The organism is Microbacterium ureisolvens (genome assembly GCF_015278315.1).
Lineage (GTDB): Bacteria > Actinomycetota > Actinomycetes > Actinomycetales > Microbacteriaceae > Microbacterium > Microbacterium ureisolvens.
This window is the reverse complement of record NZ_JADIJE010000002.1, coordinates 280,939-296,894: the sequence shown is the minus strand read 5'-3', so window position 1 is coordinate 296,894 and position 15,956 is coordinate 280,939. Positions and strand designations below refer to the sequence as shown.

Below are 15,956 nucleotides of genomic sequence, written 5' to 3'. Positions count from 1 at the left end.
CGCCGATGCGGGAAAGCGTTATCCTGCACATCATGGTATCCATGGAGCGACCGGAAGCCGAGCCCGCTGCGCAGAACGACTCCCCGCGGCCGCGTGCGGTAATCGCCACGGGCACCGGCAGGTACGCCGACCCGTGGCATCCGTATCCGGCGACGTCGGAGCGCATCGCCGCCGCCCTCCGCGCCGACGGATGGGACGTCGCCGTCGATCATGACGTGGACCACGCCCTCGCTGCCCTCGACGGCGTCGACCTGCTGGTCGTGAACGCCGGCGACCCGTGGCGGGAGGGTGCGAGCGAGCTCGAGCGCCGGGCGGACCCGCACGCCGAAGCCGGTCTGCGCTCCGCCATCGCTCGCGGCATCGGCCTCCTCGGCGTGCACGCGGCACTGTCGAGCCTGCGCGACTACGCGGCCTGGCGGGAGGCCATCGGCGGCGAGTGGGCACCGGGCGTCTCGTGGCATCCGCCCATCGGCGACGCGCGCGTGCGGGTCGTCGACCCGGACCACCCGGTGAGCGAACGGATGCCGCACCTCGACGTCTTCGACGAGCGCTACAGCGACCTCGTGGTCGACGACGCGGTGCGCGTGCTCGCCGTGCACGACGTCGAGGGCGCCGAGCACCCCGCGGTCTGGATCAAAGAGGAGCCGACGCGCGCGGTCGTGTCGTCCTTGGGTCATGACGAGCGCGCCTACGACGCGCCCGAGCACGTCGCCCTGCTGCAGCGCGCGGCACGCTGGGCCGCGCGAGTCTGAGCGCCCCGCAGCCTCGGCCATCCTGCGACCCAGGTCGGCACTCCCGCGCCACAGCGTCGGAGAATCTGCCCGACACGCCGACAACGGATGCCGCGACCCGGCGCGCCGCGCAAGACCTCCGATTCTGTGCACGGCTCCGCGACGGCGGAGACGGCGGCGACAGCGCCCGCGGGCGACCGGGCAGAATGGAACGCGGCGCCGCTCGGCGACCACCCCCTCGCCCCCGACCGACGGAGTGACATGACCTGGCTCGTGACCGGAGGCGCCGGCTACATCGGCGCCCACATCGTCCGCGCGCTCGCCGAGGCGGGCCTGACGCCCGTGGTGATCGACGACCTGTCGAGCGGGCACGCGAGCTTCGTCCCCGACGGCGTGCCCTTCGTCCAGGGCTCGATCCTCGACGGCGACCTCGTCGAGCGGACGCTCCGCGAGCACGACGTCGTCGGCGTCATCCACCTCGCCGGCTTCAAGTACGCCGGGGTCTCGGTGCAGCGGCCGCTGCACACGTACGCGCAGAACGTGGAGGGCACGCGAGCGCTCCTGGCGGCGATGGACGCCGCCGGCGTCGCGAACCTCGTGTTCTCGTCGTCGGCCGCCGTGTACGGCACGCCCGATGTGGCGCTCGTCACCGAGGACCTGCCCAAGCGCCCGGCTTCGCCGTACGGCGAGTCCAAGCTCATCGGCGAATGGCTGATCCGCGACCAGGCCGTCGCGACGGCCGAATCGGAGCGCCCGCTACGCCACACCGCGCTGCGGTACTTCAACGTCGTCGGGTCAGGCGACCCGGCCGTCTACGACAGCAGCCCGCACAACCTCTTCCCCCTCGTGTTCGAGGCGCTGCTCGCCGGCAAGACGCCCCGCATCAACGGCGACGACTACGACACCCCCGACGGCACCAACGTGCGCGACTACGTGCACGTCGCCGACATCGCGGCCGCCCACGTCGCCGCCGCGCAGCGCCTCCTCGCGGGCGAGCCGATCGAGCCCGCCTACAACCTCGGATCGCAGAACGGCCTGAGCGTGCGCGAGATCATGGACGCGATGGCGCGCGTCACCGGCATCGAGTTCACACCCGAGATCGCTCCGCGCCGCCCCGGCGACCCCGACCGTATCGTGGCGACCGGCGAGCTCGCGGCCCGCGACCTCGACTGGAAGAACCGCTACAGCGTCGACGAGATGGTCCGCACCGGCTGGGAGGCCCGCCGGGCCGCGCAGTGACCGGTTGACGGATGCTCCGACCCGGCGTCTGCGCCGGGTGCAGGGCGTTTCGTCTCGCTCGTTCCTCGCTCGCCCAGCGACCGCGCGCCGACGGGCCGGTCGTTGAGCGGAGGGCGCTCCAGCGCCCGCAGACGAAACGCCTCAGGTGTTCGCGAGTGTGAGGGCTGCCCTTCGACAGGCTCAGTGACCGGCGGCGGCGGGGGCCGTGCTCTGCCGCACGATGAGGCGCGTCGGCACCGTCTCGAAGGTCGCCGGAGCGTCGGCCTCGATGCCGTCCACGAGCGCGGCCACGGCCCGAGACCCGAGGGCATCGAAGTCCTGACGGACCGTCGTGAGCGGCGGACGGTAGTCAGCGGCATCGGCCACATCGTCGAAGCCGACCACGCTCACATCGCGAGGCACCGACCGACCCGATTCGGCGACGGCGCGCAGCACCCCCAGCGCCATCTGATCGTTGGCGGCGAAGACGGCGGTGGCGCCGTCGTCGAGCAGAGCGGATGCCGCGGCGAAGCCCGACGACGATGTCCAGTCGCCGCGCGCCACAGGCACCTCGGGCGCGCCCGCCGCGGCCAGCGCCTCGCGCCAGCCGCGCTCGCGCTCGGCGGCCGCGAACGAGCCCTCGGGACCGGCGAGGTGGTGCACGGAAGCGTGCCCCTGCGCGAGCAGGTGTTCGACCGCGAGCCGCGCGCCGGAGGCGTGCTCGGTCTCGACGACGCCGAAGCGGGGATCCTGCGGTGAGTCGACGACGACGAGCCGCAGGCCGGCGGCGGGCAGGTCCGCCTCGCGCACGCGCTCGGTCGCCTCGTTCAGCACGATCGCGCCGTCCACACCCTGCTCGGCGAGCCGCTCGAACGCGGCTGCGACCTCGCCGTCGGCCCCGAGCGTCACGACCGTGAGCGCGTAGCCGCGGCTGGCCGCGGCATCCGCCACCGCCTGCAGCATGCGGGAGTTGCCCACCGAGGTGAGCGTCGAGACCACGAGCCCGATCGTCTGGGTGCGGCCGGTGCGCAGGGCCCGGGCCGCGCGGTGCGGGCGGTAGCCCAGCTCGGCCATCGCGGCCTCGACGCGCGTGCGGGTCTCCGGGTCCACGCGAGGACTGGCATTGACGACCCGCGAGACGGTCTGACCCGACACGCCCGCGAGCTCAGCGACGTCGGCCATCGATACGCGTCTCGCAGACATCGCCCCGCCTTCCACCGGAGCCGCCGAACCGGCCGGATCGCGGCATCCATGTTGACGCTAACATAGCCGACTTGATAACGTGTTGACGTGAACATGCCTCAGGACGGCTCGACGCCGCCCGCCCACGACATCCCCGGCGAGACGCTGGGCGCCGGCGTCGTGAAGCGCTCGACGCTCCTCGCCGACGGTCGCGAGCTCATCTACTACGACGATCGCGGCACCACGCTCGGCGCCGAGCGCTCCGTCGACGCCCGCGAGCCCGCTCCCCGCCCCGAGACCGCGACGATGCGGCGGGACGTGCTCACCGGCGACTGGGTGTCGATCGCCGCGGCGCGGCAGAACCGCGCATTCCTGCCGCCGGCGCACCTCGACCCGCTGGCGCCCCAGACGCCGACCAACCCGTCCGAGATCCCGTCGCTGTACGACGTCGCGGTCTTCGAGAACAAATCGCCGTCGTTCGGCCCGGCTCTCACCGTCGCCCACGGCGACGCGCCCGCCGGCACCGACGCGCCGCGCGACCTCGACGATCTGGTCGCCCCCGGCCTCGGCCGCACCCGCACGAGCGTCGGGCGGTGCGAGGTGGTGTGCTTCAGCCCCGAGCACTCGGGCTCGTTCGGATCGCTCACGCCGACGCGTGCCCGCACGGTCATCGAGGCGTGGGCCGACCGGACCGCGGCGCTCTCGGCCCTTCCTGGTGTCGAGCAGGTGTTCCCGTTCGAGAACCGCGGCGAGGCGATCGGGGTGACGCTCCCCCACCCGCACGGACAGATCTACGCCTACCCGTACATCACGCCGCGCACGACGAGCCTGCTGGCATCGATCGATCGCGAGGGCGCCGACCTGTTCGAGCGCATCCTCGCCTTCGAGCGCGGCGGCGAGCGCGTGATCCTCGAGGGCGAGCACTGGACCGCGTTCGTGCCGTTCGCCGCGCGCTGGCCCATCGAGATCCACCTGCTGCCGCACCGCCACGTCGCCGACTTCGCCGAGACGACCCGGGCCGAGCGCGACGAGCTCGCCCCGTTGTACCTGCGTCTGCTGCGCGGGGTCGACGCGCTCTACGACTCCCCGACGCCGTACATCGCCGCGTGGCACCAGGCACCCGTTCACCGGGGCCGCGAGGCTGCGCGTCTGCACCTGCAGCTGACGTCGCCCCGCCGCGCCGCCGACAAGCTCAAGTTCCTCGCCGGATCCGAGGCCGCCATGGGCGCCTGGATCGGCGACATCCCGCCCGAGACGGCCGCCGCGAGGCTGCGCGAAGCCGTTCTGTCCATCCCCGAGGAGACCCTGTGACCGCCACCGGCACCCGCACGGCAGACGCCGCGCGCACCCTCTTCGTCGAGCGCTTCGGCACCGAGCCGGTCGGCACCTGGTCGGCTCCAGGCCGCGTGAACCTCATCGGCGAGCACACCGACTACAACGACGGCTTCGTGCTGCCGTTCGCGATCCAGCACCGCACCCACGTGGCGCTCGCACCCCGCGAAGACGGTGTCTTCCGCGTGCGCGTCATCTCGACGTTCGACGAGGGGATCGTCGACGTCGCCCTCGACGAGCTCGACGCCCTCTTCCCCGAGCGGCGCGACGAGATCCCCGAGTGGTCGCGCTACCCGCTGGGTGTCGCGTGGGCGCTGCTCGCGGCATCCGGAACCGACCCGCGGTCCGTCCGCGGCGTCGATCTGGCGTTCGCGTCCGACGTGCCCGTCGGCGCGGGACTCTCGTCGTCGGCCGCGATCGAGGGCGCCACGGCTGTCGCCCTCGCCGAGACGTGGGGCATCGACCTCGACCGCGTCGCGCTCGCCCAGATCGGGCGCCGCGCCGAGAACGAGGCCGTCGGGGCGCCCACCGGCATCATGGACCAGATGGCGTCGCTGCTCGGCCGGGCCGACGCGGCGATCTTCCTCGACTGCCGCTCGCTCGATGCGAACGTCATCGACCTCGGATTCGCCGATGCGGGCCTGGAGCTCATCGTGATCGACACCGGCGTGAAGCACTCGCACGCCACCGGTGGCTACGGCGAGCGTCGCGCGGCCTGCGAACGCGGCGCCGCGGTGCTCGGCGTCGCCGCGCTGCGCGACGTCACCCCCGACGACCTGCCGCGCCTGGCCGAGCTCGTCGACGAGGTCACCTTCCGCCGCGTGCGCCACGTGGTCACCGAGAACCAGCGCGTGCTCGACACCGTCCAGACACTCCGCGAGCACGGCCCGACCGCGATCGGCGACCTCCTCGTCGCCTCGCACGCCTCGATGCGCGACGACTTCGAGATCTCGGTCCCCGAGCTCGACACCGCCGTCGAGGCGGCGCTCTCGGCCGGCGCTGTCGGCGCCCGCATGACCGGCGGCGGCTTCGGCGGCGCCGCGATCGCGCTGGTCGCCCACGACAAGGTCCAGGCGGTGACGGATGCCGCAACCGCCGCGTTCGCGGCCGCCGGCTTCGCCGCCCCGACGATCTTCACTGTGACCCCGTCCGCCGGCGCCGCCCGCGACTGACGGTCCCGCGCCTGGGTTGCTCGGAGGTCCGGGGCGTTTCGTCTCCGGGCGCTGGGGCGCCCTCCGCTCACGGCCGAGACCCCCGGCCGTTGAGCGAGCGAGGAACGAGCGAGACGAAACGCCTCGAGCGCGGCGTTCACGCTCTGCCGCTGAACGCGACGTGAACGCTCGTGACGCACCCGCGCAAGAGACTGGCGATGACGGATGCCTCGGCCTAGCGTCGAACGCAGGGCCGCGGCATCCGTCTCCCGGCCCGGAAGGAGCCACCGTGGCGTACATCACCGTCGGAACCGAGAACTCGGTCGACATCGACCTCTACTACACCGACCAGGGACCGGCCGATGCGCAGCCGGTCGTGCTGATCCACGGGTTCCCGCTGAACGGCGAGTCGTGGGGCAAGCAGCAGGCCGCCCTGCTCGACGCCGGCTACCGCGTGATCGCGTACGACCGCCGCGGGTTCGGCGCCTCGACGAAGGCCGGCTCGGGCTACGACTACGACACGTTCGCCGCAGACCTTCACGCGCTGATCGAAGACCTCGACCTCCGCGACGTCGTGCTCGTCGGCTTCTCGATGGGGACCGGGGAGATCGCGCGCTACCTGTCGCGCTACGGCAGCGGCCGCGTCGCGAAGGCGGCGTTCCTCGGTTCGCTCGAGCCCTACCTGCTCAAGACCGACGACAACCCCGAGGGCGCGGGACCGCTCGAGTTCTTCGAGGGGTTCGCGCAGGCTGCGCGCGACGACCGCTACGCCTTCATCGCCGGGTTCTTCAAGGACTTCTACAACCTCGACGACAACCTCGGCTCGCGCATCTCGCAGGAGGCCCTCGACGCCAGCGTCCAGGTCGCGAGCCACGCCGGCAACACGGCGATCGCAGCGGCCCCCCTCACCTGGCCGACGGACTTCCGCGGCGACATCTCGGCGGTCGACGTGCCGGCGCTCATCCTGCACGGCACCGCCGACAACATCCTGCCGATCGACGTGACCGCCCGCCGGTTCAAGGACCTCCTGCCCGACGCCACCTACGTCGAGCTCGAGGGCGCGCCCCACGGCCTGCTGTGGACCCACGGCGCTGAGGTGAACGAGGCTCTGCTCGCCTTCCTGCACAGCTGACCCGCGGTCCTGCGCCGCTCGGCCTGCGCGCGCCCGGCGTCGGGCCGTCGGTCCAGTGAGGACCCGCGCCGCGGTGCTCCGTGCGAGCGAGCGAGCGAGTCCCGTGCGCCCCCGGTCGTCGAACGGGCGGGACCAGCGCCCCGGTCGTCGAACGGGCGGGACCAGCGCCCCGGTCGTTGAGCGAGCGAGGAACGAGCGAGACGAAACGCCGCGCGCCGGGCGACGACCCCGATAACGGAGGCCCCGGCACCCGCCTACTGGCGCGGTGCCGGGGCTTCCAAATGTCCGGATCAGCTCCGGGGGTGAAAAATCGAGCGCTGTTCGGGTTTACTTTCCCTATGACAGCGAGCGGCACGGGGCGACGAGGCTCCTACGCCAAGGGCGTCGCGAAGCGCGAGGAGATCCTCAGCCGCGCACTGGACGTCATCGCCCGCGAGGGCTATCGCGGCGCATCGGTGAAGGAGCTGGCGGATGCCGTCGGCCTCAGCCAGGCCGGACTCCTCCACTACTTCGACAGCAAGGAGGAGCTCTTCACCGAGATCCTCCGCAAGCGCGACGAGCGCGACGCCGCCGGCCGAGGACTCGACGCCGATCTGCGGCGTGGGCCCGACGCGGGTCCGGCAGGCGACCTGCCCGGCGTCCGCGAGGACTACCTCGGCATCATCCGCCACAACGCCGAGGTCCCCGGCCTCGTGCACCTGTTCGCCCGGCTGTCGGTCGACGCGGCCGACCCGCAGCATCCCGCCCATCAGTTCTTCCTCACGCGCGGCGAGAGTCTGCGCGCCCACTTCGAGCAGGCGATCGCCGCCGGCCAGGCCGCCGGCGCGATCACCGACCGGGTGGATGCCGCGACCCTTGCGCGCCTCTTCCAGGCGGTCGCGGACGGCATGCAGCTGCAGTGGATGCTCGAGCCCGACGTCGACATGGCGGCGGCCGTGGAAGCGCTGTTCGATCTGCTGGACCCGGAGGCGACGTGACAGACACATCGACGAGCACGCGATACGTGGTGGCCGACACCGTCGCGGGCCAGGTGCGTGGGTTCTGGCGCGGCGAGCCCGGGGCGGGCGGTTCGGCCGCGTTCCTCGGCATCCCGTTCGCCAAGCCGCCGGTGGGCGCGCTGCGGTTCGCGGCGCCGGTGCCGATGGACCCGTGGGAGGGCGTGCGCGATGCGCTCGCGTTCGGCGCCACCGCGCAGCGGGGTGACACCGGGAACACGCTCATCCCCGAGCCGTCGATCCCCGGCCACGCGACGCTCAACGTCAACGTCTTCACTCCTGCCCCGGGGGAGACGGATGCCGCATTGCCGGTGCTCGTCTGGATCCACGGCGGAGGCTACATCTCGGGGTCGCCCGCCAGTCCTTGGTACGACGGACGCGCGTTCAACCGCGATGGCGTCGTGACCGTGACGATCTCGTACCGGCTGGGATTCGACGGCTTCGGGCACATCGAAGGGGCGCCGTCGAACCGCGGCGTGCGCGACTGGATCGCCGCCCTCGAGTGGGTGCAGGCGAACATCGCGGATTTCGGCGGCGATCCGGCCCGGGTGACGATCGCGGGCCAGTCCGCCGGCGGCGGCGCCGTGTTGCGACTGCTCGCGATGCCTGCGGCGCAGCACCTGTTCCACGCGGTGTGGGCGCTCTCGGCGGCCCGCGCCGACGTGGCGCCCGAGCGGGCCCGCTCCGCCTCGAACCGCCTCGCGCGACTCGCCGAGGTCGAGCCCACGCGCGACGGCTTCGCGTCGGTGCCCGAGGAGACGCTCCGGTCGCTGCAGGAGAAGGCGTCGCACCCGGAGTCCGGTGACCGGCTCGCCGGGGTTCGGACGCTCCTCGCGGACGGCCTGTCGTGGGGGCCGATGATCGACGTCGACCTCGTGCCCGAGCCGACCCTCGCAGCGCTGCGCTCCGGCATCGGCGCCGACAAGCCCCTCGTGCTCGGCACGACCGACGACGAGTTCACGATGGTGCTCGACGACGCGGCGAACAAGCTCCGTTTCGTGCCGGCCGGTCTCGCCTTCGCCAAGCTCGGCGTCGACCGCGAGCGCCGGCGCGCGTACCTCGCCGACAACCGGCCGCAGCGCCGCAAGGGCACCGCGGCGCTTCTCGGCCGCTATGTCACCGACACCGTCTTCCGCTCGACGGTCGTGAAGGTCGCGGACGCCCGCGCCGCGGCGCCCACCTGGGTCTACCGCTTCTCGTGGCCCTCGCCCACGCGCCGGTGGGCGCTGCACTGCCTGGACGTGCCGTTCTGGTTCGACTGCCTCGACGATCCTCACGTGGCGGCGATCGCCGGTGACGAGCCTCCGCGTCGGCTGGCCGCGGCCGTCCACGGCGCGGCCGTCGCCTTCGCGCGCGGCGACGACCCGGGGTGGCCGGCGTGGTCGGGAGCGCCCGGCACGACCCGGGTGTTCGGCGGCGAGGCATCCGCTCCCGACGTCGTCGCCGACGGCTACCGCAGCGTCCGCGCCCTCCTCTGACCCCACCGCTCCTCCCTGAGTCACAGCGATCCGGATCAGCACGTGAAGAATTCAGGAGACACGCCGGGGAGGGCGGCGCGAAGCGGTCTGGAACCGCGCGTTCTCCTGAATCCTTGACGGTCGGTGAGAGAGCAGCCCGCGCAGGGCCGCCAGGACGACGCCCGGATCCCACATGATGTCCTCGGCGATCGGACGAAAGGTCGCCAGTCCGAGCTGTGCCGCCGACTGGTCGCGGCGCCGATCACGACGTTGGGCGTCCCAGCTCGAGTGATGAGCTCGACTGTCGCACTCGATGGTCAGCCACCCGTCGACGAGGAAATCGACGATGCCCACCCCAGGGATCCGCTTCTGTACCTCGAACGGGACGCCGAGAGATCTCAGCATGAGCCGGATCAGCGACTCAGGACCGGATTGGCACCGTCCATCGAGGAGCGGCCGGATGACACCGTACCTGCCGGGAAGCACCCGGAACAGCTCGTCGATGTCCCCCGGGTCCAGCGCTCCCATGTTGATCGCGGAATCGAGCGTCGCCACCGCGGCGCGCGCCGGCTGACAGCGCACAGCCTGAACGAGGGCATCGAACAGCTCCACGCAGGCGGACCGGGGATCGGGCGTCCGGTGGAGCTCTCCCCAATGCCGTCGAACGCTGCGCGCCAGCGGCCGGAGCCTCGAGGAGTTGACAGGCAGGTGCACGTGGAGTGTGCCCCGGTCGAGTGCGAAGATTCCCCTCTGAATCAGGGCGCTGGTGCAGGCGAGGCGCCCGCCGAGCCTGCAGGCCTCGACGATGTCGTGGGGTGCGTCGGGCTCGAGGTAGACACCGGCGCGCGCGCGAAGCAGGCGGCCATCTCGCACAGCCGCCTTGAGGGATCGGTCGGTCCAGCCGCTCTTGAGGAGGTCGGACCTGCGGAAGAAGACGGAGCCGGTATGCATCCGACCACCGTGGACGAGCACCGGTCGACTGCGGGGCGTGCGGTCCTGGTCTGTGTGGAGCTGGCATGAGGCCGCTGGTGGGGAGGAGGCGGCAGCGGCGTCAAGAACTCAGGAGAAACGGCGGCTCCTCACCCGTACGGCGCCGGGTGGGCGCCGTACGGGTGAGTCTTCCTGAGTTCTTGACGCCAGCCCTTGTCCGCGAGGACCGGCGACCGGCCGGTCAGCTGAGCGCGGGGACGACCTCGCGCTCGAACAGCTCCACGCCGGAGAGGTCGTAGGCGGCCTCGGGGAAGTAGTGGATCGCGTAGGTGATGCCGTGCTGCTCGCGCTCGGCGAGCCGCTCGACGACCTGCTCCACCGCGCCGAACGCGGGCGAGGCGAGGTACTCGCGCTCGATGTGGTCGGCACGCTCCTGGCCGACGTGCGGCAGCAGACGCTCCTTGACGACGGCGAGCCGCTCGCGCGCCTCGGTCTCGGTGGCGCCGACGATCGTGTTGAAGTTCGAGGAGCGCGTGATATCGGCGAAGTCGCGACCGAGGGCGTCGCAGTGCTCACGGAGGATCGCGCTCTTGCGGTCGATGTCTTCGAGCGAGCCGGCGTAGTTCGTGTACGACGCGTACTTCGCCGCGATCTTCAGCGTGACCTTCTCACCGCCGCCGGCGACCCAGATCGGGATGCCGCCGTCCTGCAGCGGCAGCGGCTGCACGATGGCGCCGTCGACCTGGTAGTGCTTGCCGTCGAGGGTCGCGCGTCCGGTCGTCCAGGCCTGCTGCATGATGTCGACGCCTTCGCGCAGCATCCGCAGTCGCTCCGGGATCGGCGGGAAGCCGTAGCCGTAGGCCTCCCACTCGTGCTCGTACCAGCCGCCGCCGATGCCCATCTCGGTGCGTCCGCCCGAGACGATGTCGACGGTCGCGGCGACCTTCGCGAGGTACGCCGGGTTGCGGTAGCCCATGCACGTGCACATCTGGCCGAGCCGGATGCGGCTCGTCGTCGCGGCGAACGCCGCCATCAGCGTCCACGCCTCGTGCGTCGCCTCGTCGCTGTGCACCGGCGTGGTGTGGAAGTGGTCGTAGACCCAGAGCGACTCCCACGGACCGGCGTCGGCGCGCTCGGCGAGCCCCTTCATCACCGCCCAGTGCTCCGCGGGCTCGATGCCCACGAGATCGAATCGCCAGCCTTGAGGGATGAAGGTTCCGAAGCGCATGGTCATCAGCCTAGGGCGATGACGGATGCCGCGACCCGGTGCCGACTGCCCCTCGCCGCAGGCCTCGCGAGAGGGTATATTTCCGCCCACTCGGCCCGGGAACCGGCGCGGACACCCGAACTTTCGCGCCAGGCGACTCAGCGCGGCGGGAAGACGCGGGCGTGCGGCATCCGCTCGCGCATCACCGCGATCGCTTCGGGGTTGTGGTCCACGAGGACCGCGTCGCGGCCGAGCGCGGAGGCGACGGCGCCGGTCGTGCCGCTGCCCGCGAAGAAGTCGAGGACGCGGTCGCCGGGCCGCGACGAGGCCTGGACGATGCGCCGGAGGACGCCCTCGGGCTTCTGGGTCGGGTACCCGGTCTTCTCGCGCCCGGTCGTCGGCACGATGGTGTGCCACCACACGTCGGTGGGGAGCTTGCCGCGCTCGGCCTTCTCGGGCGTGACGAGGCCGGGCGCCATGTAGGGCTCGCGGTCGACGGCGTCCGAGTCGAACCAGTAGCACTTCGGATCCTTGACGTACACCAGGATCGTGTCGTGCTTGGTGGGCCAGCGCTTGCGGGTCTTGGCGCCGTAGTCGTAGGCCCAGATCAGCTCGTTGAGGAACCGCTCGCGCCCGACGAGGGCGTCCATCAGCACCTTGGCGTAGTGCGCCTCGCGGTAGTCGAGATGCAGGTAGAGCGTGCCGTCGTCGGCGAGGAGCCGCCACGCCTCGAGCAGCCGCGGCTCGAGGAAGCCCCAGTAGTCGTCGAACCGGTCGTCGTACGCGCGCAGGTCGCCGCGGATCCGCTCGTACTCGCGCCCGTGAAATCCCCGACGGACCGCTCCGGCAGCCTCGCCCGCACCCTGCTCCTCGGCAGAGCCGGCGGGAGGGGACGGATGCCGCGACCTCGCGGTCTCGATCGAGCGCTCCTGCGGGCGGCCGGTGTTGAAGGGAGGGTCGAGATAGATCAGGGTGAACGAGGCGTCGGCCAGGGAGCGGATGACCTCGAGATTGTCGCCGATGTGGATCTCGACGGTCCCGGGGATCGCAGGCCCTCCGACAGGCTCAGCAACGGGGGTCGCGGGCACTTCGACAGGCTCAGGGACCGCTGGCCCCGGAGTCGCGAGCCCTTCGACGGACTCAGGGACGGGCTGGACGGTCACGGAACGCGACGCAGCCACGCGTCGGTGGCGAACTTGGACTCCACAAGCGCCTCCGCCTCGGCGTACTCGTCTTCGGTGATGTGCCCGGGGACAGCCCCGTAGAGGGTCGCGAACGTCTCCTCGAACTTGCTGATGATCGCTTCGCGCGGCAGGCCCGTCTGGCGGCGCAGCGGGTCGACGCGCTTGGCGGCAGACGTCGTGCCCTTGTCACTGAGCTTCTCGCGACCGATGCGCAGCACCTCGGTCATGACCGCGCCGTCCATGTCGTAGCTGAGGGTCGCGTGGTGCAGCACTCCCCCGTTGGCGAGCCGCTTCTGCGCCGCGCCGCCGATCTTGCCCTGCGGCGAGGCGATGTCGTTGAGGGGCTGATACGTCGCCCCGATCCCGAGGGCGCGCAGCGCCTGCAGCACCCAGTCGTCGAGGAACGCGTACGAGTCCGCGAAGGTCAGGCCGGCGACGAGGGATGCCGGCACATACAGCGAGTACGTCACGATCGAGTTGGCGCCCATGAGCATGGCGCCACCGCCAGAGATGCGTCGGACGACGTCGAAGCCGTGCTTTGCCGCGCCGTCGGGGTCGACCTCGTTGCGCAGGGACTGGAAGGATCCGATCACGACGGCGTTCTCGTTCCACTCCCAGATGCGAAGCGTCGGCCGGCGGCGGCCGTCGCCGACGCGACCGGTGAGCACCTCGTCGAGGGCGAGGTTCATGCGCGGCGAGACCGGACCGTCGTGCACGATCTCCCAGTCGAAGTCGCGCCAGCCCGGGGCGGTGACCAGTGCACGGCGCACCGCGGTGCCGACGGCCTCGGGGGTGAAGCCGAGCAGTTGCGCCCCCTCGGGGAGCGCCGAGCGCACGGCGGCCGCGATCGCCGCGACATCCGACTCGATGGGCAGCCCGTTGACGGCGGCGTCGATGTCGGCGAGGGCGTCGTCGGGCTCGAGGAAGAAGTCGCCCGCGAGGTGGAACTCCGCGATGCGGCCGTCGCGCTCCTCCAGGTCGACGACCACGAGCTTTCCACCGGGCACCTTGTATTCGCCGTGCATGCTTTCAGCCTATTGGGCGGGTGCGGGCGCGACCGGGCGCCGCCGGAGGACGGCGCCCGGCTCGCACCTCAGTTGATGCCGGGGATGACGAGCCAGCGGTTCGCCAGCACGATCCACAGCGCGATGACCGCGAGCGCCGCGATCGCGACGCCGACGCCCTGGCGACCGCGGAACACGATCCCGAGGACGATGACGATGAGCGTGGCGATCGCGAGCACCAGCGATCCGAACGGGATGCCGGGAAGGAACAGCGACAGCACGAACAGCGCGGCGACGACGATCTCGATGATCCCGATGAGGGTGTTGCCCTTGCCGCGGACGCGCAGGATGCCGTCCACGATCGCGAGCACGCCTCCGACGAGGGCGATGAGCAGGAGCCAGCTGAGAGTGATCAAGGCGGGGGGAACCTTTCGCGAGGGATGCCGCGGCGGGCGCCGCAGCGCGCGTCAGCCTAGCGACGGGGCGGACCGCGCCGCCGGAAAGGCCGAGGGCTGGACGCGGGCCCGCGCGAACTGGTATGAGGCGGCGGCGACGGGGCGAGGCATCCGTCGCCGCCGCCTCTTCTCAGGACGGCGCGCGCTCGCTCACGAGGTGCAGGCGCGTCCGTCGAGCAGGAACTGCCACGGCGTGCCCGGCTCGCCCTTCGCGTGGATCACCGTATCGGGCGCGTTGCCGGTCTTCTTGGTGGTGCCCGTGACGGTGACGATCCCTCCGTCCTGCGCGATGGCGGCACGGGTGGCCTTGGCGACCGTCTGCCCGTCGCGGACCGCGAAGGCGAGCGAGTACCGATCGGCCACGGCACCGGAGAGGCGGACGGTCGCCGAGTACCCGCCCGTGCCTGCGTCGAGCGTCCACTCCACGTGGCAGTCCAGGGGCGCGATCGCGGGGTCGGCGAGGGCGATGAGCTCACGCGCCTGCTCGACGAACCACTGCCCGGCGGCGGGGTCCTCCATGCCGCGTTCGGGGTCGAGCGGTCCCGCCGTGCCGCGGTAGCACTTGCCGTCCGACTCGCCGGGCACCTTGATCCAGAGGTACGCGTCCACCAGCGGCACGTCGGTCGTGGTGTCGGGACGCAGCCCGAGGCCGCGGTCCGGCGGGTTGCACCAGTCCTCGTGCGTATCCCAGTAGGCGCCTTCGTGGTTCCACGGTCCGAGCCCGTTGCGGCTCGTGTCGATCACGAAGCGCGTCGTCGCCTCGACGTCGCCGAGGATCAGGGCGTAGCGCGAATCGACGCCCTTCGTGTTCAGCGCCGGGTCGGCGGCATCCGCGCTCCACTGGCCGTACTGCGACATCGCGACGCCGTTCCAGTTCGTGGCCGGACCGCCGTTCCAGTACTGGTTGCCGCACGAGCCGAAGTCGCCGGGGTTCACCTGGGTCACGTAGGCGATGCACTGAGACACCCACGTGCCGAACGACGTCGAGTTGCTCGTGAACTGGTAGTTCGAGGCGTTGAGGAAGAACCCGTCCGCGCGCTCCACGCCGCCCTTGAGCAGGCGGTCCGAGATCTCGCCGACGTTGAGCCAGCTCGACCCCGTTCCGTCGAGATAGACGGATGCCGCGGGCAGGGCGCCGAGCGCGTCCACGGCGTGGTTGAGCTGCGCGAAGCGCTCGGCCGCCGCCGTCTCTGCGGGGACCTCGGCAGGCTGGCACCACTCGGCGACGCCGTCGAGGGTGACGTAGTGCGGGATGATTCCGAGACCGTCGGGCTCGAGGATGACGGTCGCGGGTCGATCACCGATGCCCGCCGCGAATCCGTCGATCCACGCCTGGTACGCCGCGGTGTCGAGCGCCCCGCCCGCGGAGTACTGCGCGCAGTCGCGGAAGGGCACGTTGTACGCCACCAGCACGGGCATCGCGCCCTGCGCGGCGGCCGCCGTCACGACGGCGTCGACCTCGGCCCGCACCTCGTCGGGCGTGCCGGAGGTGAACCAGGTCGCCGAGGCGATCGAGCCCAGAAGCTGGGCGTCGTCGCGCGCCTGCCCGCTGAGCGACTGCGACGCCTCGAGCGTCGTGCTCCACGGATTGACGTACAGGTCGGAGCCGACGAGTCCCGCACCCGGGGCGTCGTCGGCTGCCGCAGCCGAAGAGCCGAGCGGGACCGCGAGCCCGACCGCCAGTGCCGCGGCGGCGCCGAGGACGAGGGCGCGGCGCCTGCCGGGCGGATGAGCGGCGGGACGGGCGGATACGTGGAACATGGGGATTCTCCGTTGGTCGTCGTCGACCGCCGGGCGTCTTCGCCCGGGGAGCAGCGTCGTGCGTGCCTGGGGCGGCGTGATTCCGCCTTCGGAAGAGCGTGGGAGCGCTCCCACAATGCTTGCTGGGGCCAGGATGTCCCACGACGCCCGCGGCGTCAATGAGCAATCGGCTCACGTCCGCCCATGCCGTGCGGGCGCAGGCGCAGCCACGACCACC

At 71.9% G+C, this 15,956-nt stretch carries 14 protein-coding genes; 7 read left to right on the top strand and 7 right to left on the bottom strand.

The window, feature by feature from the left end; genetic code table 11:
• Positions 1-41: 41 nt before the first annotated feature.
• Positions 42-752: a ThuA domain-containing protein gene (locus IM767_RS03640; protein ID WP_239453159.1), complete on the top strand. Its 711-nt coding sequence runs from the start codon at positions 42-44 to the stop codon at positions 750-752.
• Between the two features lie 240 nt (positions 753-992).
• A complete protein-coding gene (gene galE / locus IM767_RS03635; RefSeq protein ID WP_109209177.1) occupies positions 993-1,970 on the top strand; it encodes a UDP-glucose 4-epimerase GalE in 978 nt (325 codons plus the stop codon).
• Between the two features lie 180 nt (positions 1,971-2,150).
• Here the strand turns inward: galE and IM767_RS03630 are convergent, their stop codons facing one another.
• Positions 2,151-3,152 (bottom strand): LacI family DNA-binding transcriptional regulator, encoded by a 1,002-nt coding sequence (locus tag IM767_RS03630; protein WP_109209090.1) that lies wholly within the window; start codon positions 3,150-3,152, stop codon positions 2,151-2,153.
• Positions 3,153-3,245: 93 nt separating this feature from the next.
• Between IM767_RS03630 and galT the strand changes: the two genes are divergently transcribed.
• The 5 genes from galT to IM767_RS03605 all read left to right on the top strand — a co-directional run bounded on the left by galT (position 3,246) and on the right by IM767_RS03605 (position 9,219).
• Positions 3,246-4,442 (top strand): galactose-1-phosphate uridylyltransferase, encoded by a 1,197-nt coding sequence (galT, locus tag IM767_RS03625; RefSeq protein ID WP_109209176.1) that lies wholly within the window; start codon positions 3,246-3,248, stop codon positions 4,440-4,442.
• Complete coding sequence (gene galK, locus IM767_RS03620; RefSeq protein WP_109209089.1) at positions 4,439-5,635, top strand: galactokinase; 1,197 nt, start codon at positions 4,439-4,441, stop codon at positions 5,633-5,635. Before galT ends, galK begins: the two co-directional genes overlap by 4 nt.
• Before the next feature lie 268 nt (positions 5,636-5,903).
• Positions 5,904-6,746 (top strand): alpha/beta fold hydrolase, encoded by an 843-nt coding sequence (locus IM767_RS03615; protein WP_109209088.1) that lies wholly within the window; start codon positions 5,904-5,906, stop codon positions 6,744-6,746.
• Positions 6,747-7,084: 338 nt separating this feature from the next.
• Complete coding sequence (locus IM767_RS03610) at positions 7,085-7,723, top strand: TetR/AcrR family transcriptional regulator (protein WP_109209087.1); 639 nt, start codon at positions 7,085-7,087, stop codon at positions 7,721-7,723.
• The gene (locus tag IM767_RS03605) at positions 7,720-9,219 is read left to right on the top strand and encodes a carboxylesterase/lipase family protein (RefSeq protein WP_109209086.1); all 1,500 of its coding nucleotides are present in this window, start codon (positions 7,720-7,722) and stop codon (positions 9,217-9,219) included. Before IM767_RS03610 ends, IM767_RS03605 begins: the two co-directional genes overlap by 4 nt.
• Before the next feature lie 51 nt (positions 9,220-9,270).
• Here IM767_RS03605 and IM767_RS03600 read toward each other — a convergent pair whose 3' ends face one another.
• The 6 genes from IM767_RS03600 to IM767_RS03575 form a co-directional block, all read right to left on the bottom strand.
• Positions 9,271-10,149: a type IV toxin-antitoxin system AbiEi family antitoxin domain-containing protein gene (locus tag IM767_RS03600; RefSeq protein ID WP_109209085.1), complete on the bottom strand. Its 879-nt coding sequence runs from the start codon at positions 10,147-10,149 to the stop codon at positions 9,271-9,273.
• 220 nt (positions 10,150-10,369) lie between these two features.
• On the bottom strand, positions 10,370-11,356 hold the full coding sequence (locus tag IM767_RS03595; RefSeq protein WP_109209175.1) for an LLM class F420-dependent oxidoreductase: 987 nt from the start codon (positions 11,354-11,356) through the stop codon (positions 10,370-10,372).
• 137 nt (positions 11,357-11,493) lie between these two features.
• Positions 11,494-12,423, bottom strand: coding sequence for a DNA-methyltransferase (locus tag IM767_RS03590; protein ID WP_109209084.1), 930 nt, complete (start codon positions 12,421-12,423; stop codon positions 11,494-11,496).
• Positions 12,424-12,494: 71 nt separating this feature from the next.
• Positions 12,495-13,544, bottom strand: a complete 1,050-nt coding sequence (locus tag IM767_RS03585; protein ID WP_109209083.1) for a lipoate-protein ligase LplAB — start codon at positions 13,542-13,544, stop codon at positions 12,495-12,497.
• A 68-nt stretch (positions 13,545-13,612) separates the two neighbouring features.
• Positions 13,613-13,939 (bottom strand): hypothetical protein, encoded by a 327-nt coding sequence (locus tag IM767_RS03580; protein ID WP_109209082.1) that lies wholly within the window; start codon positions 13,937-13,939, stop codon positions 13,613-13,615.
• Positions 13,940-14,128: 189 nt separating this feature from the next.
• Entirely contained in the window at positions 14,129-15,739 is a 1,611-nt protein-coding gene (locus IM767_RS03575) for a glycoside hydrolase family 6 protein (RefSeq protein ID WP_109209081.1), read from the bottom strand.
• Positions 15,740-15,956 lie beyond the last annotated feature (217 nt).